Here is a 22707-nt window from a genome sequence, read left to right on the forward strand (position 1 = left end):
CCCTCTGCCACGCCCCCGGGTCGTCAAAGATGGCCAACACGCGCGAAATGTCCACGGCTCCGCACCCGCCGGTACGCCAGTATTGAGGCGCGAATTTCGTGCGGAGGGTGTGGATGGCGGCGACGACGGCGGTTCCCGGGGCGACCCGGTCCAAGGCGCGCGCGGCGGTGGGCGGACGCGAACGCGCCCTGTGGCGTGAGTGGGTCCGCCTGCTGGACCGGCCGCTCACCTCGTACTACCTGATCCTGGGCACCTCGGTCCTGCTCATCGCGCTGGGCCTGATGATGGTGCTGTCCTCCACGATGGTCAACTCCATCGACGAGACCGGCTCGGCCTTCTCGATGTTCCAGCAGCAGCTGGTCTCGGCCGCCCTGGGCCTGCCGCTGATGTTCCTGGCCTCCCACCTGCCCCAGCGGATCTTCCGCCTGGTCGGCTACCCGGCGATGATCGTCTCGGCGGCGCTGCTGCTGCTCACCGTCTTCCAGGGCGTGGAGGTCAACGGCGCCACCCGCTGGCTGGACCTGGGCGGGCTGATCATCCAGCCCTCCGAGCCGGCCAAGCTCGCCTTCGCCCTGTGGGGTGCCAACATCCTGGCCCGCAAGGAGGAGCTGCGCGAGCTCACCGAGTGGCGGCACCTGCTCATCCCGCTGCTGCCCGGATGCGGCCTGCTGGTCCTGCTGGTGCTGATGGGCTCCAACCTGTCCACGGGCCTGGTGTTCCTGGTCACCTTCCTGGGGCTGCTGTGGGTGGTGGGCGCGCCCGGCAGGCTGTTCGGGGCCATGTTCGGCCTGGTCCTGGGACTGGCCGCCATCGCCATCGCCATCGAGCCCTACCGCATGGCGCGCGTCACCTCCTTCCTGGACCCCGAGGCCGACCCCCTGGGCTCGGGCATGCAGTCGCTGCACAGCCTCTACGCCCTGGGCACCGGCGGGGTCTTCGGCGTCGGCATCGGCGAGAGCCGCGAGAAGTGGGGCTTCCTGCCCTTCGCCGAGTCCGACTTCGTCTTCGCCATCATCGGCGAGGAGTTCGGCCTCATCGGCACCCTGCTCATGCTCGCCCTGTTCGGCATGCTCGGCTACGCCGGGATGCGCGTGGCCTTCCGCGTCAAGGAGCCCTTCCCCCGCCTGGCCTCCTTCGCCATCGTCACCTGGATCATGGGCCAGGCCATGATCAACATTGGCGCCGTCATCGGGCTGCTGCCCGTCACCGGCGTCCCGCTGCCCCTGGTCTCCTACGGGGGCTCGTCTCTGGTCACCACCATGGCGGCCCTGGGCGTTCTCCTGGCACTGGCCAAGACCGAGCCGGAGGCGCGCAAGGTGCTGGAGGCCCGGGGTCCCAGTCGGGTGCAAAGGGCTCTAAGCTGGCTGGGCCTGGACAACATCGCCGCCTCGGTGAACAACCTCGGCGGCGCGGCGGCGTCCGGGCGACCCACCACGGCACGCGGCCCGCGCACGGCGGGCGCCCGCGGTGGCAGGACAACGGCCAAGCACAGGAGCGGACCGGTCCCGGCGGGTGACCGGCCAAGGAGGAATCGGCGACGATGAGGGTAGCCCTCGCCGGAGGCGGCACGGCCGGGCATATCGAGCCCGCACTCTCCCTTGCGGACGCGCTGCGGCGCATGGACCCCAGCACGGAGATCCTCTGCCTGGGCACCGAGCGGGGCCTCGAGACCCGGCTGGTGCCCATGCGCGGCTACGAGCTGGGCATCATCCCGGCCGTCCCCCTGCCGCGCAGGCTCACCCCGCAGCTGCTCAGCGTGCCCGGCAAGCTCGCGGGCGCCCTCAGCGCGGCCGGTGAGCACCTGGACCGGCTCCAGGCCGACATCATCGTCGGCTTCGGCGGCTACGTGGCCACGCCCGGCTACCTGGCCGCCCGCCGCAGGCGCATCCCCATCGTCGTCCACGAGGCCAACCCCCTGCCGGGCCTGGCCAACCGGCTGGGCGCGCGCCTGACCCCGCACGTGTTCACCGGCCACCCCCACACCCAGATCCGCAACGGCCGCTTCGTGGGCATCCCGCTGCGCGAGCAGATCACCTCGCTCGACCGGCTGGCCATGGGCGACAAGGCCCGCACCTACTTCGGCCTGCGCCACGACCTGCCCACCCTGCTGATCTTCGGCGGCTCCCAGGGCGCCCAGCGCATCAACGAGACCGCCTACGCCGCCCGCGACGCCTTCCGCGACAGCGGCGTCCAGGTGCTGCACGTGGTCGGCCCCAAGAACGCCGACGAGCCCCAGGACCTCACCCAGATGGGCATCCCCTACGTCGCCGTCCCCTACGTGGACCGCATGGACATGGCCTACGCCGCGGCCGACGTGGCCATGTGCCGCTCCGGGGCGATGACCTGCGCCGAGCTGACCGCCGTCGGCCTGCCCGGCGCGTTCGTGCCGCTGGCCATCGGCAACGGCGAGCAGGCCCTCAACGCCGAGCCCATCGTCCAGGCGGGCGGCGGGATGATGGTCAACAACGCCGACGTCTCCGTCGAGTGGATCACCCAGCAGCTCATCCCGCTGCTCACCGACACCGACCGGGTCGTGGCCATGTCCGAGGCGGCCGCCCGGATGGGCCGCCGCGACGCCGACATGGAGCTGGCCCGCGAGGTCACGGCCATCGCCCGCGGCGACAAACCCACGCCCGACATGCCGGTGTCCGAGGACGACGGCGACGAGGCCTTCTACGACGACGGGAAGGACACCCGATGAGCCTGGTGCGGCCGACCGAGCCGGTGCCCGTGGACAAGCTGGGCCGTACCCACTTCATCGGCCTGGGCGGAGCGGGCATGTCCGGCATCGCCCGCGTGCTGCTCCAGTCGGGGGTGGAGGTCTCGGGCAGCGACGCCCGCGACAGCGACACCCTGCGCGAACTGGAGCAGATGGGCGCCGACGTCCACGTGGGACACGCCGCCGACAACCTCGGCACGGCGGAGACCCTGGTGGTCTCCTCCGCCATCCGCGAGGACAACCCCGAACTGGTCGAGGCGCGCCGCCGGGGCCTGCGCGTGCTGCCCCGGGCCGCGGCCCTGGGCGCGCTGCTGCTGGGCCGCGAGGGCGTCGCCGTCTCGGGCACCCACGGCAAGACCACCACCACGTCCATGGTCGCGGTGGTGCTCCAGCACGTGGGCGCCGACCCCGGCTACGTCATCGGCGGCAAGCTGGTCACCACCGGCCTGGGCGCCGACGCCGGCATCGGCGAGGTCATCGCGGTGGAGGCCGACGAGAGCGACGGCTCCTTCCTCATGCTCTCGCCCAAGATCGCGGTGGTCACCAACGTCGAGGCCGACCACCTGGACAACTACAGCGGTATCGAGGAGATCCACGCCAACTTCGCCTCGTTCGTCGACCGGGTCGAGCGCACGCTCGTCGTGGGGGTGGACGACCCCGGCGCCCGCCGGGTGGCCGAGCTGGCCCGCGAACGCGGCAAGCGGGTGCTCACCTACGGCGAGGCCGAGGACGCCGACTACCGCGTCACCCGGGTGCGCGCCCGCGGCTTCACCACCGAGTTCACCATCCGCACCGCGAACGGCGAGCCCGTGGACGGCCAGCTCGCCGTACCGGGCCGCCACAACGTGCTCAACGCGGCCGCGGCCGTCGCGGTCGCCGACGAGCTGGGCCACGACCTGGAGGTGGCGGTCGAGGGCATCGCCGACTTCGCCGGCGCCGCGCGCCGCTTCGAGCCCAAGGGCGAGGCGGGGGGAGTGGCCGTCTACGACAGCTACGCCCACCACCCCACCGAGATCGAGGCCGACCTGCGCGCGACCCGTGCGGCGCTGGAGTCCCTGGCCGAGGAGGCGCGCGAGGACGGTCGTGAGCACGCCGGGGGCAGGGTCGTCGCCCTGTTCCAACCGCACCTGTACAGCCGCACCCGCATCTTCGCCGAGGAGTTCGCCGCCGCGCTGGGCCTGGCCGACGAGGTCGTGGTCACCGAGGTCTACGCCGCCCGCGAGGACCCCGAGCCCGGGGTCACGGCGGAGCTGATCACCTCGCGTGTCGCGCACGACCGCGTGTGGTACGTGCCCGGCCGCGACGACGCCGTGCTCCGGGTGGCCGAGTTGGCCGGCCCCGGCGACATCGTGCTCACCATGGGCGCGGGCGACGTCACCGAGCTGGGCCCGCGCATCGTCGAGGCGCTCGCGCAGAGGGCCGACGGCCTCGGGGGCTGAGGCGGGAACGGCCAGTGTTGGGGAAGCGGTCGCGCGGACACACGGAAGGGGAGCAGGTGGTCGCTGAGCAGGAGGAGGCGGCTGGGCACGCGGTGCCGCGCAAGCGGTCCGACCCCTGGAAGTTCGCCTTCGTGGCTCTGCTGGTGGTCGCCCTGGTCTGCGTGGTCGCCTGGCTGCTGCTCGGGTCCCGCCTGCTCGTGGTGCGCGACGTCGCGGTCACCGGCCTGGACCGGACCCCCTCCGAGGAGGTGGTCGCGGCCCTGGGCGTGCCCACCGGGACGCCCCTGATCAGGGTCGACCTGGACCGCAGCGAGGAGCGCGCCGAGGCGCTGCCGCTGGTGGAGTCGGCCACGGTCACCCGCGGCTGGCCCGCCACCCTGGAGGTCGAGGTGGTCGAACGCCGACCGCTGCTGGCCGTCCAGGCGGGGGAGGACTACCGGCTGATCGACGCCGACGGCGTGCGCATCGAGGACGCGCCGAGCCTGCCCGACGCCTACCCGCTGGTCCGCGTGACCGGGGAGGTGGAGGGCAACGAGGCCGTCGCCGCCGCCGCCGACATCGTCGGACGGGCACCGGACTCCCTCCTCTCCCGGATCCGGCTCATCGACGCCACCGACCCCGAGGCGATCGTGATCGAACTCGCCGAGGAGGCCCGTGTCGAGTGGGGCTCGCCCGAGGAGACCGCGCGCAAGAGCGACGTCCTGCGGGTGCTCATCGGCGAGCACCCGCCGCAGGAGGAGCGCGTCTACGACGTGTCCGCGCCCGACCTCGCCGTGGTGAGGTGAAGCGTTCCCAGGAACAGGACAGGCAGGGACGCGGCGGCGGGGGCCGGTCCGCCGAGCGGTACGGGCGCGGGCGGGCCGGAGGACCCCGGCGGCACGCCCGGGCGTCCCGCTCGGACATTCCAGACGCGACGCGCCGAGGGCGCACATCGCTTCCCCGTGTCGTGCGCCGTTAGGCTGAACTCGTCATCGGTTGCCCGTGGTCGGCGGTCCGCTTACTGTCGGGAAACACAACCGAACGTCAACAAAGCACCAGAACAGGCTTTTCGGGTACGCGGGAACCGTTCCGCCTCACGGCGGACCGCACCAGCCCCTTCCGGGCGGGTGGACGGAGGCTCCGGCGGTCCGGGGTCCCCCGGTCACGGCGTCGTGGACGACCCGTCGGGGGACCCGAAACGCACACTGTAGAACCGGATGCCGGACCAAAGGCGCCTCCGGTGGCACACAGCCACCGGACGCGGTGGCGGAACGGCGTAAGCGAGCGGAAAGGCCCCTCGTCGTGGCAGCACCGCAGAACTACCTCGCGGTCATCAAAGTCGTCGGCATCGGCGGCGGCGGTGTCAACGCCGTCAACCGAATGATCGAAGAGGGGCTCAAGGGCGTCGAGTTCATCGCCATCAACACTGACGCCCAGGCGCTGCTGATGAGTGACGCAGACGTCAAGCTGGACGTCGGGCGCGAACTCACCCGCGGCCTCGGAGCCGGAGCCAACCCCGATGTCGGCCGCAAGGCCGCCGAGGACCACCGGGAGGAGATCGAGGAGGTCCTCAAGGGGGCCGACATGGTCTTCGTCACCGCCGGTGAGGGCGGTGGAACCGGAACCGGGGGCGCCCCGGTCGTGGCCAACATCGCCCGGTCCCTGGGCGCCCTGACCATCGGCGTGGTCACCCGCCCCTTCGGGTTCGAGGGCAAGAGGCGGGCCACCCAGGCCGAGTCGGGGATAGCGATGCTCCGCGAGGAGGTCGACACCCTCATCGTGATCCCCAACGACCGGCTGCTGTCCATCTCCGACCGCCAGGTCAGCGTGTTGGACGCCTTCAAGGCCGCCGACCAGGTACTCCTGTCCGGTGTGCAGGGCATCACCGACCTGATCACCACGCCGGGACTGATCAACCTGGACTTCGCCGACGTCAAGTCGGTCATGTCCGGGGCGGGATCGGCGCTCATGGGCATCGGGTCGGCGCGCGGGGACGACCGGGCGGTCGCGGCGGCGGAGATGGCGATCTCCTCGCCACTGCTGGAAGCGAGTATCGACGGGGCCCACGGTGTGCTGCTGTCCATCCAGGGCGGCTCCGACCTGGGGCTCTTCGAGATCAACGAGGCGGCACAGCTCGTCGCGAACTCGGCGGCGCCCGAGGCCAACATCATCTTCGGCGCCGTCATCGACGACGCCCTGGGCGACGAGGTGAGGGTCACCGTCATCGCGGCCGGCTTCGACGAGCCGGAGGGAGTGATCCCGGTGGTGCGGGAGCGCCAGCCGGTGGACCCTCCTGAGGCCGCCGCCCCCAAGGCAGGCATCACGTCCGGCAGGGAGGAGAGGACCGCTCCGGCGGCGCCCGCCTCCGCGGACGCGAGCGGGGCGTCGGCCGCCAACATGCCGTGGATCACACCGTCCCGTCCGGCCGAGCCCGCCCCGGAGCCGCAGTGGACGCCGCCGGCGACCCAGGCTCCGCCGGTCCAGCAGCCGGTCGAGGCCGAGCCCGCCCACCAGGAGCAGTACACCCAGGCCGCTCCGGCCGAGCCGGGCCCCGCACAGCAGACCCCGCCCCACGGCACGTCCGCCTTCCAGGCGGAGGCCGAGCCCGCCGAGCCGGTCCGCGCCGAGGAGCCCGCTCCGGCCGAGGAGGAGCCCGCCGAGCGTGAGGGCGGCCACGCGGGTCACATCCACGCGGTTTCGGACGCCACCGCCGAGCGGCGCGGGGACGTGCCCACGCCCCGGCGCCGGGTCATCTTCGACGACCCCGACGACCTCGACGTGCCGGAGTTCCTGAAGTAGCTCCGACCCCGGCCCCAGGGCCGGGGTCGTCGCCGCTTCGGGGCGGTCTCCGCCCAGCCCGGGGCGGTTCGGGCGGTGGTAGTGTCCTGGACCGGGGGGACGGCGAGGCGGGCCCCGCGGGAGCCCGCTCCCGCGAGGAGTCCGCGCCGGAGCCGGAACACGGCCGGTACCGGCCACCGGCCCCGAACGCCCTCCGGGCGACGCGGCCCGGGGTTCCCCCTCCGGCAGGAGCGGGGAGGAAACACCACCGGATGAGCAACGTCATCGACCTGGGCCACGGGGTCCGCGCGGCCGTCACCGAACGGCACGGGGGAGTGAGCGCCCCGCCCTACGACTCGCTCAACATGGGCCTGAGCTCGGGGGACGAACGCGAGGCGGTGCTCGCCAACCGCAAGATCGCCGCCCGCGACCTGGGGTTCGACGTCGACCGGGTCGTGTGGATGCACCAGGTGCACAGCGCCGACGTCCTCGTGGCCACCGGCCCCGGGGGCGCGGGCACCTGCGACGGGGTGGTCACCACCCGCTCCGACCTGGTCCTGGCCTCGATGGCCGCCGACTGCCTTCCGGTCCTGGCCGCCGACGCCGAGGCGGGCGTCCTGGGCGCCGCGCACTCCGGCCGACTGGGCACCGCGAACGGTGTGGCCGCCAACCTGGTCGCGGCGATGGCCGACCAGGGCGCCCGCGCCGACCGGATCACCGTCTTCCTGGGCCCCGCCATCTGCGGCGGGTGCTACGAGGTCCCGCCCCACGTGCGCGACGAGACCGCGCGCGGGGTACCCGAGGCCGCCTGCACCACGAGCCGGGGCACCGCCGGCGTGGACATGCGCGCCGCCGTCACCGCCCAGCTGCGCCGGGCGGGCGTCACCGACATCCGGGCCGACGGCCGCTGCACCCTGGAGAGCCCCGAACTGTTCTCCCACCGTGGTCAGGCGCCGACCGGCAGGTTCGCCGCCTTCCTCTGGCGCGCCTGAACGTCGTACCCGGCCACCAGGACGGTGCCGTGGGACGACCGGGACAGCCCGGTTTCCCCGCCTCCGCGGCGCCCGCGCGCCTCCCGGTCGGCCCCGTCCCCCGGCCCCGCCGTAGGCGCCGAAGGCTTCCCGTTCTCCGGGTGCCCGGACACGAGCAGGACCGCGCCGTAGGTGTCCGTTGAGGGTGCTGGCCGGCGACGGGTGGGACGAAGCGAAGCGGAGGCCCGAAGAACACCGCCTCACGCGCGGCCCCCGACGGGCCCGGCGTCCCCGGGGTTCGGGGCACGCGGGGCGAGGGGGGTGTAGGAAGGACAGCGAGTGGGATCCGTCCCAGGGAAAGAAGGAGCACCGTGACACACGCAGACCCGGCTCGCGTCGAGCAGGTCCGCGCCAACCTCGCCGCCGCGCGGGCCAGGATCGAGGCGGCCTGCGCCAAGGCCGGCCGCAGCCCGGACGAGGTGTCGCTGGTCGCCGTCACCAAGACACACCCGGCCTCCGATGTGCGGATTCTCGCCTCACTCGGGGTGACCGACGTGGGCGAGAACCGCGACCAGGAGGCGGCGCCCAAGGCCGCCGAGACCGCCGACCTCGGCCTGACCTGGCACTTCGTGGGCCAGTTGCAGACCAACAAGGCGCGGTCGGTGGCCTCCTACGCCGACGTCGTGCACTCGGTGGACCGCGCCAGGCTGGCCCGGGCACTGGGCGAGCGCGCCGCCGCGGCCGGACGGAGCCTGACCTGCCTCGTCCAGATCAACCTCGACGAGGACTCGAGGGCCGGGGTGATCGGTCCGCGCGGGGGCGTCGACCCCGGGGACGCGCTCGAACTCGCGGCGCGGATCGAGGAGCACGAGGCGCTCGTGCTGGGCGGGGTCATGGCGGTCGCCCCCCGCGAGGGCGATCCCTCGGCCGCCTTCGCGCGTCTACAGGAGGTCGCGGCCCGCATCCGCGATCGCTATCCTCGGGCGACGGTGGTGTCCGCGGGCATGAGCGGGGACCTGGAGGCGGCGGTCGAGCGAGGCGCGACACACCTGCGACTCGGTACGGCGTTGCTCGGCAACCGGGGACCGATCGTGGGGTAATGTCCCCACATAGACCTTGGAACCCGTCTGTGGAGTTCGCCCGAATGGACGCTCTCCCCGAGAGCGGACGGGACAGTGCGAAGGAGTCGGCTGCGGTGAAGGCCGCGGGGACGACGGAGGACATGAGATGGCCGGCGCGATGCGCAAGATGGCGGTCTACCTCGGCCTCGTGGAGGACGACCGTTACGATCACCGCTATGCGGACGAATATGATGAGTTCGACGATTTCGACGAGGGGGTGGAGGAGCAGCGTGAACGCGACGCTGACGCCCCGCCCGGCGAGGAAGCGCGAGGCGACGTGATGGACACCGGCGGTTACCTGGGCTCAGGTCGCGGTGGCACGACCGCGACCGCCTCCACCGCCGACCTCGCGCGGATCACCACGCTCCATCCGCGTACCTACAACGAGGCGCGTACCATCGGAGAGCACTTCCGAGAGGGTACACCGGTGATCATGAACCTGACCGAGATGGTCGACAGCGACGCCAAGCGTCTGGTCGACTTCGCGGCTGGTCTGATCTTCGGTCTGCATGGCAGTATCGAACGCGTCACCAACAAGGTGTTCCTGCTGTCCCCGGCCAACGTCGAGGTGACCGCCGAGGACAAGGCGCGGATCGCCGAGCGAGGGTTCTTCAATCAGAGCTAGAACGTCACATTTGTCCAGAGATTGGGTCGAGGAACGACCGTGAGTACCGTCCTGTCCGTGCTGATCATCATCCTGCAGCTGTTTGTCTTCGTGCTGCTGGCCAGGGTGATCCTGGAGATGGTGCAGTCCTTCTCCAGATCGTGGCGCCCCACGGGGTTCGTGCTCGTGATCGCTGAGATCGTGTACACGATCACCGACCCGCCACTGAGGTTCCTGCGTCGGTTCATCAAGCCCGTACGCCTGGGGAGCATCGCGCTCGACCTGAGCGTCCTGGTGCTCTTCTTCGGCGTCTACATCTTGATCGCACTGCTCGGGAGCTTCGCCTAGCAGGAGAGTAGACGTAGGCGGAAGGAACCGCCCCGGATTCCGCTATGTGGTCTTGGTCATGATCTGGATTGCCGTAAGGTCACGATCATGTAGCGTCCCTACGGACAGACTCCAAGCGCGCCAAGGAGACGAACATGCCGCTGACACCCGCCGATGTGCGGAACAAGCAGTTCAGTACCACCCGGCTCCGACCGGGATACGACGAAGAAGAGGTCGACGCCTTCCTCGACGAGGTCGAGTCCGAGCTCGACCGCCTGATCCAGGAGAACGAGGAACTGCGCGGCAAGCTGGCCGAGTGCCTGCGGGGCAAGGTGCCCAACGCCGGCATGCAGGACTTCCAGCAGCAGGACCAGGCGCCCGAGCCGCAGCACGAGCAGATGCGCCCCGAGCCGGTGCAGCCTCCGCAGGCCGTCGAGCCCCAGCCCCCGGTCCAGCAGCAGATGCAGATGGCCGGTCCCGGCATGGGCATGGGCGGCGAGGAGAACATGGACACGGCCGCCCGTGTTCTGGCCCTCGCGCAGCAGACCGCCGACCAGGCGATCTCCGACGCCCGCCGCGAGGCCGACGAGACCCTCGGCCGCGCCCGCCACGAGTCCGAGGACATCCTCGGCAAGGCCCGCCGCCAGGCCGACCAGATCATCGGTGAGGCCCGCGCCCGTTCCGAGAACCTCGACCGCGACGCGCAGGAGCGCCACCGTCAGGTCATGGGCAGCCTCGTCCAGCAGCGCGAGGAGCTGGAGCACAAGGTCAACGTGCTCAAGGACTTCGAGCGTGAGTACCGCAGCCGCCTCAAGGACTACTTCGAGCGCCAGCTGCGCGAGCTCAAGAGCGAGGAGGAGAAGGCCCAGGAGCTGAACAACCCGAACACCACGGGCGGCTTCCAGACCATGGCTCCGCAGACCGGCGCAACGCCCTCGCTCCAGCACGGCCCCACGGGCAACCCGTTCGGGCAGCCCGAGCCGGCCCAGCACGGCGGGTTCCACCCGGGCGAGCCGCACGAGCGCCGCTGATCACCGCGGCATCCGCTCGAACAACTGAAGACTCCGGCACAACACGTGTAAAGGTCCTGGTCGACCCGTGATCCTTAGCATCCTCGCAACCGTGGCGGTGCTGACGGCCATCGCCGTCATCGTGGCCGCCCTGGTGTTCGCCGAGACCGTCCTGGTGTATGTGGCACTGGGACTGGCGGGCGTCAGCGTTCTCCTCCTACTGGGGGCGCTGCTCCAGGGAAGGTCCGGCGGCGGGGGCAGACCGGATCGGACGGACGGTTTGGGGAAGGCGTCCGTCCCCGTCATGGCCGCCACCGCGGCATCGGCGGTGCCCATCGCACACGTGGAGTCGGAGAACCCCGGGCGCGTACCCGCACCGGCCTCCGAGCCGGTGCGGGAGCCCCGTGTCCCGGAGCGGCCCGCCTGGCCGACTCCGGTCGCGGAGGACGCCGGTCACGGAGAACCCGAGTACGACGTCCCCCGCTGGCAGACCCCCACGGCCCACGACTGGCCGGAACCGGATACGGCGGCGCACGACGCCGCCCCCTCCGCTCCCCACTCCGGACCGACCCCCTCCTGGGCGTCCTCCGAGGAGGAGCGGCCGCTCCGCGCCCCGGCGCCCTGGGAGAGCGGAGCCGACGCCGCCGACACCGCCGCGAGGGCGGAGTGGGACGAGCCGAGCGGTACCACCGCCGAGGACGGACCCGACACGGGGGACGGGACCGGCGAGCGCACCGCCGCCTCCGGCCCAGCCTTCACCTATGACATTCCCGGCCGCACGCCCCCGGCCGATGACGGCCCCTCCGCCGAGGACCGCCCCCCGTTCGGGGAGGACGCGGTCGGGGAGGACATCGACGACGCGCCCTTCACGGACGCCCCCGACGAGCACGGCGGTCGGGAGCGGGGCGGCTCCGCGTTCGCCTCCGAGGAGCCCTTCGCCTACAGCATCCCCCGTCCGGCGCAGGCCGTGGAGGAGAACTTCCCCGGGAACGGGGACGACGACTCCGGGAGCGCAGACCGGGACGCGGCCTCCTCCGCCCGCGACGTCCCCGGGGACGGGGACCGGGACAGCGACGGGGACGGCACTCAGGGGACCGGCACCTCGGACAGGGCCCCGTTCGCCTACGACATCCCCGGACGGTCGGCCGCTGAGGGAGCCGTCGAGGAGGACGCCTTCGCGGAGGACGGCGACGACGGGGACCGGCCCGACGAGGAGGAGAGCGGGGCCTTCGCCTACGACGTTCCCGGAGCCTCCTCCGCCGAGGACGCCTCCTCGCCCGGTGACGGCTCCCGGGCCGCGCGGGACGCGGTGGAGGAGGACATCGACGACGCGCCCTCCGCGGACGCCCCCGAGAGGAGTGACGCGGGGGAGCCCGGCGAGGACACGGCCGCCGCCGGGACCCCTGAGCCCGACGAGGCGTCCGTGCCCGCCGCTGACCACGAGGACGCCCGGGACACCGCGGAGGCGCGCGCCGCGGAGCGTCCGGAGGAAGCGGACGAGGACTCCGAGCCCGCCGCCGACCGGGAGGACGCCCTGGAGGCGCACGCCACGGAGCAGGCCCCGAGTGAGCCCGGGGCGGACGGGGGCGGCCCGGAGACGGCTGTCCTCCCGGTGGTCTCCGGGGAGCCGGAGGACGGACACGCTCCCGGCTCGGAGACGGCCGTCCTCCCGGTGATCTCCGCGGACTCCGAGCCGGAGGAGGAGCGAGCCCCCGACGGCGACCCCGATGACGCCGGGACCGACGAGGTGGCGGACAGCACCGGGGACGGCGCCCGGACCGACGACGAGGCCGACGAGCGCGCCGCGGACGGGGACTCCGGTGACGGGCGGGACGCCAGCAGCGGCGCCTTCTCCTACCGCGTCCCCAGCGGCGGGGACGAGGATGAGGACGGTGCGCGGGCCGGAGACGTCCCGGCCGCAGCCGAGCCCGACCACGGGGACACCGGGGAGGCCGACTCCGCCGCCCGTGCGGAACGCCCCGCCGACGGTGCCGAGGACGGTCCGGACGAGGACGGGGCGCGGGACACCGCCGACCGCGCCCCCCACGACGACGCCTCCGACACCAAGCGCTGAGACCCGGCGAGGGCGCCGCTCGGAGGAGCGGCGCCCTCGCGCGTTGACGGCCGGATCCGGCGTCCACCGGTCACCGGGCGTGCGGCGGCGTTCCCGCGCGTCACCCAGTGTCGGTGCGGACCGGGACTGGCCGGATCACAACGGTGCGTCGCCCCCGCGCGCTGAACGCCCTCCCAGGGCCGGGGAGGGCGACCACGGACCTCAGCGGCGGACCGGCCCCCAGCGGTGCCGAACGGTGTCGTGTGCGCGGCTCGACCATCCGGACGCCCGGCGGCCACCGCGGCCCGCGCCCCCGCCGCCGTGGAACGGAAAGCGGCCCGGCCCGTCCGCGGGAGGCGGACGGACCGGGCCGCTCCGGCCGCGGCCTCCGGTCAGGCCTTGCGGAACCCGAAGGTCACACCGAACTCCTCCGAGGAGGCGGTGTGCAGCTCCCGGCCCGGCTCACCGGCGACGAACGAGTCGGCGAGCACCTCGGCGGCGATCGCCTGGCCGTGCTCGGCGAGCGCCAGCTCGGTCGCCTCGTCCGTGACCGTCCACCACACCTCGATGCGGTCCGACACCTCCAGCCCGCTCCGCTTGCGGGCTTCCTGGAGCATCCGGACCATCTCGCGGGCGAGACCCGCGCGGCGCAGCTCCGGCGTGAGCTCCAGGTCCAGGGCGACGGTCTCACCCGACTCCGAGGCCACCGCCCAGCCCTCGCGGGGCTGCTCGGTCACCAGCAGCTCGTCGGCGCTCACCTCCACCGGCTCGTCCTCGACGTGCACCCGCGCCCAGCCGGTGGCGCGCACCTGCCGCACCAGTTCGGCCGGGTCTGCGGCCTGGACGGCCTTGGCCACCAGCGGGGTGCGCTTGGCGAACCGCTTGCCCAGCGCACGGAAGTTCGGCTTCACGGTGAAGTCCACCAGGTCGCCGCCCACCGAGGACAGCGAGTCCAGCGAGGCCACGTTCAGCTCGTCCGCGATCTGGCCGCGCAGCTGCTCGGGCAGGTCCGCGAAGCCCGGGGCGCCCACCAGGGCGCGGGCCAGCGGCTGGCGGGTGCGCACGGCCGAGTCCACCCGGGCGGAGCGGCCCAGCTCCACCAGACGGCGGGTCAGCGCCATGTTCCGGGACAGCTCGGGGTCGATCAGGTCCTCGCGCACCTCGGGCCAGGAGGCCAGGTGCACCGAGTCCGGGGCGCCCGGGCGGCGCAGCGCCGACCACACGTGGTCGGTCAGGAACGGCACGATCGGCGCCATCAGCAGGGTGACGGTCTCCAGGGCCTCGAAGAGCGTCGCGAACGCCGCGGCGCCCTCGGGGGTGGCGGCCCCGCCCCAGAACCGGCGGCGGGAACGGCGCACGTACCAGTTGGACACGTCGTCCACGAACGCGGTCAGGCGGCGCCCGGCGGCCGTGGTGTCGAAGGTGTCCATCGCCTCGGTGACGTCGCGGACGACCTCGTTGAGCTCCGAGAGCAGCCACCGGTCCAGCAGCGGCCGGTCCTGCGGCGCGGGCGCCGAGTCCAGCAGCGAGTGGTCCCAGCCCTCACCGGCGTTCGCGTACAGGGTGAAGAACGACACGGTGCTGTGGTAGGTCAGCAGCACCTTGCGGACGATCTCCTCCAGGGCGGCGTGGCCCACCCGGCGGGCGGTCCACGGCGAGCCGCTGGCCAGCATGAACCAGCGCAGGGCGTCCGCGCCGTGCCGGTCCATCACCGCGATGGGCTCCATGACGTTGCCCAGGTGCTTGCTCATCTTGCGTCCGTCCTCGGCGAGGATGTGGCCGAGCACGACCACGTTCTCGAACGAGTTGCGGCCGAACACCAGGGTGCTCACCGCCAGCAGCGAGTAGAACCAGCCGCGGGTCTGGTCGATGGCCTCGGAGATGTACTGCGCCGGGAAGTTCTCCCGGAAGGTCTCCTCGTTCTGGTGCGGGGCGCCCCACTGGGCGAAGGGCATGGACCCGGAGTCGAACCAGGCGTCGATGACCTCGGGGACGCGGCGGGCCACCCGCTCCTCCTCGGGCAGGGAGGGGTCGGCGTCCGGGTCGGGGATGACGATGTCGTCGACGTAGGGGCGGTGCGGATCCAGGGAGGACAGGTCCCGCCCGCTGAGGCGGCCCAGCTCCTCCAGGGAGCCCACGCAGATCTGGCGCCCGTCGGGGAACTCCCAGATCGGCAGGGGGGTGCCCCAGTAGCGGTTGCGCGAGAGTGCCCAGTCGACGTTGCCGCGCAGCCACTCGCCGAAGCGGCCCTCCTTGACGTTCTCGGGCACCCAGTGGGTGGCCTGGTTCTGCGCGATGAGCTCGTCCTTGACCGCGGTGGTGCGGATGTACCAGGACGGCACCGCGTAGTACAGCAGCGCCGTGTGGCAGCGCCAGCAGTGCGGGTAGGAGTGCTCGTAGCTGACGTGGCGGAAGAGCAGGCCGCGGTCGCGCAGGTCGCGCACCAGCGTCTTGTCGGCCTCCTTGAAGAACACCCCGCCCACCAGCGGCAGGTCGGCCTCGAAGGTGCCGTCGGGGCGGACCGGGTTGACCACGGGCAGCCCGTAGGCGCGGCACACCACCATGTCGTCGGCGCCGAAGGCGGGCGACTGGTGCACCAGGCCGGTGCCGTCCTCGACCGTGACGTAGTCGGCGAGCACGACGTAGTGGGCGGGCTCGTCGAAGGGCACCAGGTCGAAGGGGCGCTCGTAGGTCCAGCGCTCCATCTCGTCGCCCTCGAAGCTCTCGCCGGTGAGCTCCCAGCCCTCGCCGAGGACCTTCTCGAACAGCGGACGCGCCACGACCAGGCGCTCCTGGCCGTCGGTGGCCACCACGTACTCCACGTCCGGGTGCACGGCCACGGCGGTGTTGGAGACCAGCGTCCAGGGGGTGGTCGTCCACACCAGCAGCGAGGTGGGGTGCTCGGCGGCGGCCAGCGGGCCCGAGGTCACCGGGAAGCGCACGTACACCGACGGGTCGGTGACGGTCTCGTACCCCTGGGCGAGCTCGTGGTCGGACAGCGTGGTGCCGCAGCGCGGGCAGTAGGGGCTGATCCGGTAGTCGCGGACCAGCAGCCCCTTGTCCCAGATCTGCTTGAGCGCCCACCAGACCGACTCCACGTACTGGGGGTCCATGGTGCGGTAGGCGTCGTCCATGTTCACCCAGTAGCCCATGCGCTCGGTCATGGAGGTGAAGGCGTCCACGTTGCGCAGGACGGACTCGCGGCAGCGGTCGTTGAACTCGGCGATGCCGAAGGACTCGATGTCCTTCTTGCCGGACAGGCCCAGCTCCTTCTCCACGGCGACCTCGACGGGCAGGCCGTGGCAGTCCCAGCCCGCCTTGCGGTCCACGTGGTAGCCGCGCATGGTGCGAAAGCGCGGGAAGACGTCCTTGAAGGCGCGGGCCTCGACGTGGTGCACGCCGGGCTGGCCGTTCGCGGTGGGCGGGCCCTCGTAGAAGACCCAGTTGGGGCCGCCGCGGGTCTGGTCGAGCGAGCGCTGGAAGACGTTCTCCTTCGACCAGCGGCCGAGGATCTCGCGCTCCATGGCGGGCAGGTCGATCTGCGCGGGCAGCTGGGGCAGCGCGCGGGATTCGGGCCGGGGGTCGTTGGCCACCGTCGTACCTTTCCATCAGGTGTGTTCCTGACGGAGGGACGAGGCGTGCGGCCCCGCGGTACCACCCTCCTTGGACCGCGGCCGTGCCGCTGGGCGGCGGGCGGCGGATCCCTCTTCGTTGCGCTGTGCCGGTTCTACTGGGACGCGGCGCGTCCGTTCCTCCGGCGGCTCCGGGGTGATCTTCGCGCTGGTCGTGCCCCCGGGCTCGCACCGCCCCCGGGTCGCTTGGACGGTCCAGCCGTTCTAGGCTGTTGCGCGTCCGGTCGGGGCCAGCGCTACTCGTCCCCATCGACACCTGAGGTCAGGATAACGCAGCGGGGAGGGCCCCGCCGCTCGTTCGGGGGAGGGCCGCCGTGGCTGAGGACGTCCGGGGCGCCGTGCTGGTGACGATGGCGGACCGCGAGGACGCCGAGGAGTTGGCCGACCAGCTCCTGGAGCAGGGGTACGAACCGTGCCTGGTGCACCGCGACATGCTCGCGGGCGAGGACGACGCCGAGGACGTGGACTGGGTGATCGAGGTGCACACCGGGCCGCACGGCGGTCCGGCGGTGTTCGACGAACCCCACCTGGCGGCCCTGGCCGAGGACTACGGCGGTTTCGCGTTCGCGGAGTGAGGTGCGCGACTCCCGCCCGTGAGGTGGGCGGGTCCGACGGAGCGCGTGGGCTGGTCGGGCTGAGCGGAGCCCGTGGTTCTCGCGGGACGGGCGGACCGGGCGGGACGGGCGGAGCGCGCTGGTCCGACGGGTTCAGCGGATCGCGTGCGCTGAACGGGTCCCGTGTGCTGGCCGGAAAACCGGTTGGGCGCGGGCCGGTGGAAGCGCGAGGATACGTCCCATGCTGATACGTACCGCCGTGCCCGAGGACGGTCCTGCCGTCGCCGACGTGGAGGTCCGCTCCTGGCGGGCCGCCTACCCGGGAATCGTCCCGCAGGACTACCTCGACGCCATGGACGCCGCGGAGCGGGGCGCCCGGTGGTCGGACTGGATCGCCGGAGCCGCCCGGCCGGGAGCGGAGCTGCTGCTCGCCGAGGACGGCGCGGGGGTGGTGGCCTTCGCCTGTTTCGCCCCCGTCGAGGAGGGCGGGGAGGGGGCGGGCGGCACCGCCGGGCCGTGCGAGCTGGAGGCCTTCTTCTCCGTCCCCGAGACGTGGGGGAGCGGGGTCAACCGGCGGCTGATCGCCGACGTGCACCGGGCCGTCGCCGGGGCGGGGTACGGCGAGGCCGTCCTGTGGGTGCTCCGGGACAACCCGCGCGCCCGGCGCTTCTACGCGGCGCACGGCTGGGAGGCCGACGGGGCGGTCACCGAGGAGGGGCCCCTCAACGGCGCGGTCCTGCCCCGCCTGCGCTACCGGCGGGGGTTCTGACCGGGACCGGTCGGTGCGCGGCCTCGCGGACTCCGCGCCCCCGGGACGAACGACGCCCCCACCCCGTGCCGGGAGCGTCCGGGCAGGTCGGAGCCGTGACCGGGAGGAAGGCGCGTCGCCCCGGATCTTTGCCTTGCCCGGGCGGATTGCCTAGGCTGCCGGCACCACTCGCGGTACCGCCCAGGGGGGAGAGTCCGCGCTCCGGCGGACTCCGGGACCGGTGCCGAGCCGTCTGGAGGGATTGCGATGAAGGCCACCGACGCCGCCCGGCTGCCGGTCCTGCCGGGGGAGGACCCCTGGACGGCGGGGGAGCTCGCCGAGGTCCGCGGGCGACTGGAGGAGGAGGCCGCCGCGGCGAAGCGGGAGCTCGGGCAGGTCGAGGCCGAGTTCACCGAGCTGCTGGAGGACCCCGTGGAGGGGGCCGGGGACGACAGCGCGGACGCCGGGGCCAGGGCCTTCCAGCGCGAACAGGATCTGGCGTTGGCCTACAATACTCGTGACCTGCTCGCCGAGGGCGAGCGGGCGATCGAACGGATGGACGCGGGGACCTACGGGGTCTGCGGCTCATGCGGGCAGGCCATCGGGAAGGCGCGCCTTCAGGCCTTCCCGCGCGCGACCCTGTGCGTCACCTGCAAACAGCGCGAGGAGCGTCGCTGACTGAGGTAGAGCCCTCCGGGGACAGGAACATGACCACGACCGACAAGACGGGCGCGCGTCCGCGCAGGTACCTTCTCCTGCTGCTCGTCGCGCTCGCCGCGATCGGCGTCGACTTCCTCACCAAGGAGTGGGTCCTGGCGACCTTCGCCGAGGGCGAGTACCTCGACGTCATCGGCGACTTCGTCCAGTTCACCCTGGTGTTCAACACGGGCGCCGCCTTCTCCATGGGCACCGACTTCACGTGGGTGTTCACCTGCATCGCCAGCATCGTGGTCCTCGTCATCGGCTACATGGGTCTGCGGGTGCGCAGCGTGTGGTGGGGTGTGACGCTCGGACTGATGATGGGCGGCGCCGCCGGGAACCTGGTGGACCGCTTCTTCCGCGACCCGGCCCCCTTCCACGGCGCGGTCGTCGACTTCATCAGCGTGGGGACCTTCCCGGTCTTCAACATCGCCGACTCCTGCGTGGTGGTGGGCGCCTGCCTGGTGGTGGCGCTGACCTTCAAGGGACTCAACCTGGACGGGACCTTCATCGAGGACGACCGCGACACCAAGAAGGCCTCGGCCGAGGGCGGAGAGAACGCCGGAGGCGCCGGTGGGACCGGTGCCGCCGGAGACGACAGGACCGGAGGGAGGGACCAGTGAGCGACGTTCGAAGCCTGCCCGTGCCCGACGGGCTGGAGGGCGACCGGCTCGACTCGGCCATCGCCCGGATGTTCGGCCTGTCCCGTACCCGCGCCGCCGAGATCATCGGTGACGGCGGCGTCCTGGTCGACGGCTCCGAGGCGGCCAAGTCCGACCGCGTCAGCGCGGGGGCCTGGCTGGAGGTCACCCTCCCGCCGCCGCCCACCGCTCCCGTGCCGCGTCCCGAGGCCGTGCCGGGCATGCGGATCGTGCACGAGGACACCGACATCATCGTGGTGGACAAGCCGGTCGGCGTGGTCGCCCACCCGACCGTGGGCTGGACCGGTCCCAGCGTCCTGGAGGGCCTTCTGGCCTCCGGAGTGCAGGTGGCCACCAGCGGCGCCGCCGAGCGCCAGGGCATCGTGCACCGGCTGGACGCCAACACCACCGGCCTGATGGTGGTCGCCAAGAGCGAGACCGCCTACAGCGTGCTCAAGCGGGCGTTCAAGGAGCGCACCGTGGACAAGCACTACCACACGCTCGTCCAGGGGCACCCGGATCCACTCCGGGGCACCGTGGACGCGCCGATCGACCGCCACCCGGCGGGCGACGGACGCTGGGCCGTGGTCGCGGGCGGGCGCCCGTCGGTGACGCACTACGACACGCAGGAGGCCTTCCGGGCCGCGAGCCTGCTGGAGATCAAGCTGGAGACGGGCCGCACCCACCAGATCCGGGTGCACATGTCGGCCCTGCGCCACCCGTGCGTGGGCGACATGCTCTACGGCGCCGACCCGACCCTGGCCGAGCGGCTGGGCGTGCGCCGCCAGTGGCTGCACGCGGTGCGCCTGGGCTTCGACCACCCCACCGAGCACCGCCCGGTGGAGTTCTCCAGTCCCTACCCGGACGACCTCGCCGCCGCCGTCGAAACGCTGCGCGAGGACTGACCGACCGGCTCCCGGGTCGGGCCGTCGGGATCCGGCGGCCCGACCCGATCCGTCCACAGGCGCGGATGAGGGCTTGCCGTGCGTGCGCGGGGCGAACGACACTGGGATCGGGGGGAAGCCCCGCCCCCTGGGGGCGCGCGGCGCCCCCGGTTCTCAGTCTGACACCGGGCTTCGGCCCCGGCCAGGGCCTTCCCGGACCTGTGGACGGCTGGCCTGCGGGAGGCCCCGGTCACCTCCTCCGCGCGGACGGGACCACGTACCGGGTACGGATCACCCCTTGGCACAGGGCGGCGCCCAGGATGATGACCACCGCGCCCAGCGGCTGGTTCCAGCTCAGGGTCTCGTCCAGCAGCACGACTCCGGCGGCGATCGCCACCACCGGCGCCACGTAGGTGACCGTGGTCGCCACGGTCGCCCCGGCCTCGCGCACCACCGCGTACTGGAGGATGTAGGCCACACCGGTGCCGAAGACGCCCAGGGTGCTCACCGCCGCCACCACCTGCCACGTCACGCCCGTGGGCATCTCGGTGAACAGCGGGACCAGGACCACCAGCGGCACCGAGCCCAGCAGCAGTTGCAGAGTGCTCAGTTCCAGGGCGCCGTGGGAGCTGCCCGCCACGAACCGGCGCAGGTAGGGCGTTCCGATCCCGTAGCAGACGGTGGCTCCCACGACGAACAGCATGCCCAGCACGGCGTCGCCGTCGCTGACGGTCACCTCGTCCAGCGACCTCCACACCCCGAACACGGTGAGCACACCCAGGAAGCCGATGCCCAGGCCCAGGACCCGGTCGCGGTCGGGCCGCTCGTCGGAGAGCAGCAGCATCGAGAACACCACGCCGAACAGGGGCGTCGAGGCGTTCACGATGCCCATGAGCGCGGACGGGATGAGCTGGGCGGCGTACCCGAACAGGGTGAAGGGGACGGTGTTGAGCAGCAGCGCCGCCACGAACATGTGCCCCCACAGGCGTGGTGAGCGCGGCAGCCGGCCGCCCCGCAGCAGCAGGACGGCGAGCAGGGGCAGCGCTCCGGTGGCCATGCGCCCGAGCGAGAGCTGCACGGGGGAGAGCACCTCGGCCCCGATCTTGATGAACAGGAAGCTCATGCCCCAGATCAGGGAGAGCAGGACGAACTTGGCCCGCCAGTCGGAGAGCGCGCGGCGCGGGCTGCCGGGCGGGGCGGACACGGGGGAGACAGCGGAGGCAGCGGACATGGGACGTTTCTATCCCCGAACGATGTGTTAGGTCTACTTCGTATTGCTTAAGTCGGACCTTAGGCTTGCTTACATGCTCAGCGTCGACCGACTCCGGGTCCTGCACACCATCGCGGCCCACGGCTCCCTCAGCGCCGCCGCCGAAGCCCTCCACGTCACCAACTCGGCCGTCTCCCAGCAGCTCACCAAACTCGAACGCGAGGTCGGACAGCCCCTCGTCGAGCGCAACGGCCGGGGCGTGCGCCTCACCGACGCGGCCGAACTCCTGGTCGAGCACACCGCCAGGATCCTGTCCATGGTCCAGCGCGCCGAGGCCGATCTGGAGGCGCACCGCGACGACGTCACCGGACACCTGCGCCTGTCCGCCACCCCCACCGCCGTCCGGGGCCTCCTGCCGCACGCGCTCTCCTCCCTGCGCGAGGCCCACCCCGGTCTGCGGGTGGAGCTGCACGAGGAGGAGCCGCACGAGAGCGTGCCCGCCATGGCCCGCGGGGACGCCGACCTGGCCATGGTCGTCGACTGGATCGGAGCGCCGCTGAACCTGCCCAGTGGCATGAGCCGCGCCCCGCTCATGGAGGACGTCGGCGACATCGCCCTGCCCGCCGACCACCCCCTGGCCCATCGCGAGATCCTCGCACCGGAGGAGATCCTCGACCTGCCCTGGATCAGCTGGTCGCGCGGGTCGATCTGCGACGACTGGCTGCACGGCCTGATACGGGCGCACGGCGGCGAACCCAACGTCATCCACAACGTGGAGGAGCACCAGACCAAGCTGGCGCTCATCGCCGCCGGGATCGGCGCCGCCGTCATGCCCCGCCTGGGATGCGGACCCCTGCCGGAGGGGGTGCGGGTGGTGCCCGTGCAGCCCGCGCTGGTGCGCCAGGTGTACGTGTTCTGGCGCACCGACGCCTCCCGTCGTCCGGGCATCCGCGCCACCGTGCGCGCCCTGCGCGAGGCGGCCGCCGCCTACGCCGCCTGAGTGCTCAGCCCCCTTCCCGGAAAGGTTCGGGTCCGATGAAGGGGCACGGGCACCGTGCCGCCCGAGGCGGCCGGTACGGCGCCCGTGCATCCGTGCACGCCGGGGGCAGGGCGCGTCCGCAAGGCTTCGCCCGAGCGCTCCGGCAACGACCGGTGGCGCGGTGGTGACCGCTTGATCGGACGCGACCGCTGCCCCGGAGTCTGCCAGTGGCCCGGTTGCCCGTTGACCTGGTAGCCCGCGGCCCCGGTCACCCGTCGGGCCGGTGGCGACCGGTGGCCCAGAGACGACGGCGTTCCGGTGGGCCGGTGGTGCGGACGGCCCCGCGGGGCGGCGACCCC

19 protein-coding genes are annotated in these 22707 nt (G+C 72.7%); 17 read left to right on the forward strand and 2 right to left on the reverse strand.

Annotation, left to right across the window (positions count from 1 at the left end; translation table 11 throughout):
• The first annotated feature begins 113 nt into the window (after window positions 1-113).
• The 11 genes from ftsW (at window position 114) to NDAS_RS04520 (ending at window position 13022) form a co-directional block, all read left to right on the forward strand.
• The gene (gene ftsW / locus NDAS_RS04470) at window positions 114-1544 is read left to right on the forward strand and encodes a putative lipid II flippase FtsW (RefSeq protein WP_013151947.1); all 1431 of its coding nucleotides are present in this window, start codon (window positions 114-116) and stop codon (window positions 1542-1544) included.
• Entirely contained in the window at window positions 1541-2701 is a 1161-nt protein-coding gene (murG, locus tag NDAS_RS04475; protein ID WP_013151948.1) for an undecaprenyldiphospho-muramoylpentapeptide beta-N-acetylglucosaminyltransferase, read from the forward strand. Before ftsW ends, murG begins: the two co-directional genes overlap by 4 nt.
• The gene (murC, locus tag NDAS_RS04480; RefSeq protein WP_013151949.1) at window positions 2698-4158 is read left to right on the forward strand and encodes a UDP-N-acetylmuramate--L-alanine ligase; all 1461 of its coding nucleotides are present in this window, start codon (window positions 2698-2700) and stop codon (window positions 4156-4158) included. Before murG ends, murC begins: the two co-directional genes overlap by 4 nt.
• A gap of 56 nt (window positions 4159-4214) precedes the next feature.
• The gene (locus tag NDAS_RS04485; RefSeq protein ID WP_041552353.1) at window positions 4215-4943 is read left to right on the forward strand and encodes a cell division protein FtsQ/DivIB; all 729 of its coding nucleotides are present in this window, start codon (window positions 4215-4217) and stop codon (window positions 4941-4943) included.
• A 496-nt stretch (window positions 4944-5439) separates the two neighbouring features.
• Window positions 5440-6936: a cell division protein FtsZ gene (gene ftsZ / locus NDAS_RS04490; RefSeq protein WP_013151951.1), complete on the forward strand. Its 1497-nt coding sequence runs from the start codon at window positions 5440-5442 to the stop codon at window positions 6934-6936.
• 251 nt (window positions 6937-7187) lie between these two features.
• Window positions 7188-7907 carry a peptidoglycan editing factor PgeF gene (gene pgeF / locus NDAS_RS04495; protein ID WP_013151952.1) on the forward strand — a complete coding sequence of 240 codons (720 nt, stop codon included), beginning with the start codon at window positions 7188-7190 and terminating at the stop codon, window positions 7905-7907.
• 350 nt (window positions 7908-8257) lie between these two features.
• Window positions 8258-8986, forward strand: coding sequence for a YggS family pyridoxal phosphate-dependent enzyme (locus NDAS_RS04500; RefSeq protein WP_013151953.1), 729 nt, complete (start codon window positions 8258-8260; stop codon window positions 8984-8986).
• Window positions 8987-9113: 127 nt separating this feature from the next.
• The gene (locus NDAS_RS04505) at window positions 9114-9632 is read left to right on the forward strand and encodes a cell division protein SepF (protein ID WP_013151954.1); all 519 of its coding nucleotides are present in this window, start codon (window positions 9114-9116) and stop codon (window positions 9630-9632) included.
• A gap of 39 nt (window positions 9633-9671) precedes the next feature.
• Complete coding sequence (locus tag NDAS_RS04510; protein ID WP_013151955.1) at window positions 9672-9959, forward strand: YggT family protein; 288 nt, start codon at window positions 9672-9674, stop codon at window positions 9957-9959.
• A gap of 134 nt (window positions 9960-10093) precedes the next feature.
• A complete protein-coding gene (locus NDAS_RS04515; protein WP_013151956.1) occupies window positions 10094-10969 on the forward strand; it encodes a DivIVA domain-containing protein in 876 nt (291 codons plus the stop codon).
• Window positions 10970-11060: 91 nt separating this feature from the next.
• Window positions 11061-13022, forward strand: a complete 1962-nt coding sequence (locus NDAS_RS04520) for an AAA family ATPase (RefSeq protein ID WP_126625047.1) — start codon at window positions 11061-11063, stop codon at window positions 13020-13022.
• Window positions 13023-13393: 371 nt separating this feature from the next.
• Here the strand turns inward: NDAS_RS04520 and ileS are convergent, their stop codons facing one another.
• Window positions 13394-16594 carry an isoleucine--tRNA ligase gene (gene ileS / locus NDAS_RS04525; protein WP_013151958.1) on the reverse strand — a complete coding sequence of 1067 codons (3201 nt, stop codon included), beginning with the start codon at window positions 16592-16594 and terminating at the stop codon, window positions 13394-13396.
• Between the two features lie 353 nt (window positions 16595-16947).
• On the opposite strand from ileS, the gene NDAS_RS04530 reads away from it, so the two are divergent.
• From NDAS_RS04530 to NDAS_RS04550, 5 genes are all read left to right on the forward strand, one after another.
• Complete coding sequence (locus NDAS_RS04530) at window positions 16948-17208, forward strand: TIR domain-containing protein (protein ID WP_013151959.1); 261 nt, start codon at window positions 16948-16950, stop codon at window positions 17206-17208.
• A 220-nt stretch (window positions 17209-17428) separates the two neighbouring features.
• Complete coding sequence (locus tag NDAS_RS04535) at window positions 17429-17956, forward strand: GNAT family N-acetyltransferase (protein WP_013151960.1); 528 nt, start codon at window positions 17429-17431, stop codon at window positions 17954-17956.
• Between the two features lie 246 nt (window positions 17957-18202).
• Window positions 18203-18613: a TraR/DksA family transcriptional regulator gene (locus tag NDAS_RS04540; protein WP_013151961.1), complete on the forward strand. Its 411-nt coding sequence runs from the start codon at window positions 18203-18205 to the stop codon at window positions 18611-18613.
• A 29-nt stretch (window positions 18614-18642) separates the two neighbouring features.
• A complete protein-coding gene (gene lspA, locus NDAS_RS04545) occupies window positions 18643-19257 on the forward strand; it encodes a signal peptidase II (RefSeq protein ID WP_013151962.1) in 615 nt (204 codons plus the stop codon).
• A complete protein-coding gene (locus tag NDAS_RS04550) occupies window positions 19254-20180 on the forward strand; it encodes an RluA family pseudouridine synthase (protein WP_013151963.1) in 927 nt (308 codons plus the stop codon). Before lspA ends, NDAS_RS04550 begins: the two co-directional genes overlap by 4 nt.
• 229 nt (window positions 20181-20409) lie before the next feature.
• Here NDAS_RS04550 and NDAS_RS04555 read toward each other — a convergent pair whose 3' ends face one another.
• Window positions 20410-21390 carry a DMT family transporter gene (locus NDAS_RS04555; protein ID WP_013151964.1) on the reverse strand — a complete coding sequence of 327 codons (981 nt, stop codon included), beginning with the start codon at window positions 21388-21390 and terminating at the stop codon, window positions 20410-20412.
• A 73-nt stretch (window positions 21391-21463) separates the two neighbouring features.
• Between NDAS_RS04555 and NDAS_RS04560 the strand changes: the two genes are divergently transcribed.
• Entirely contained in the window at window positions 21464-22369 is a 906-nt protein-coding gene (locus NDAS_RS04560; RefSeq protein ID WP_013151965.1) for a LysR family transcriptional regulator, read from the forward strand.
• Window positions 22370-22707 lie beyond the last annotated feature (338 nt).

The organism is Nocardiopsis dassonvillei subsp. dassonvillei DSM 43111, from assembly GCF_000092985.1.
GTDB lineage: Bacteria > Actinomycetota > Actinomycetes > Streptosporangiales > Streptosporangiaceae > Nocardiopsis > Nocardiopsis dassonvillei.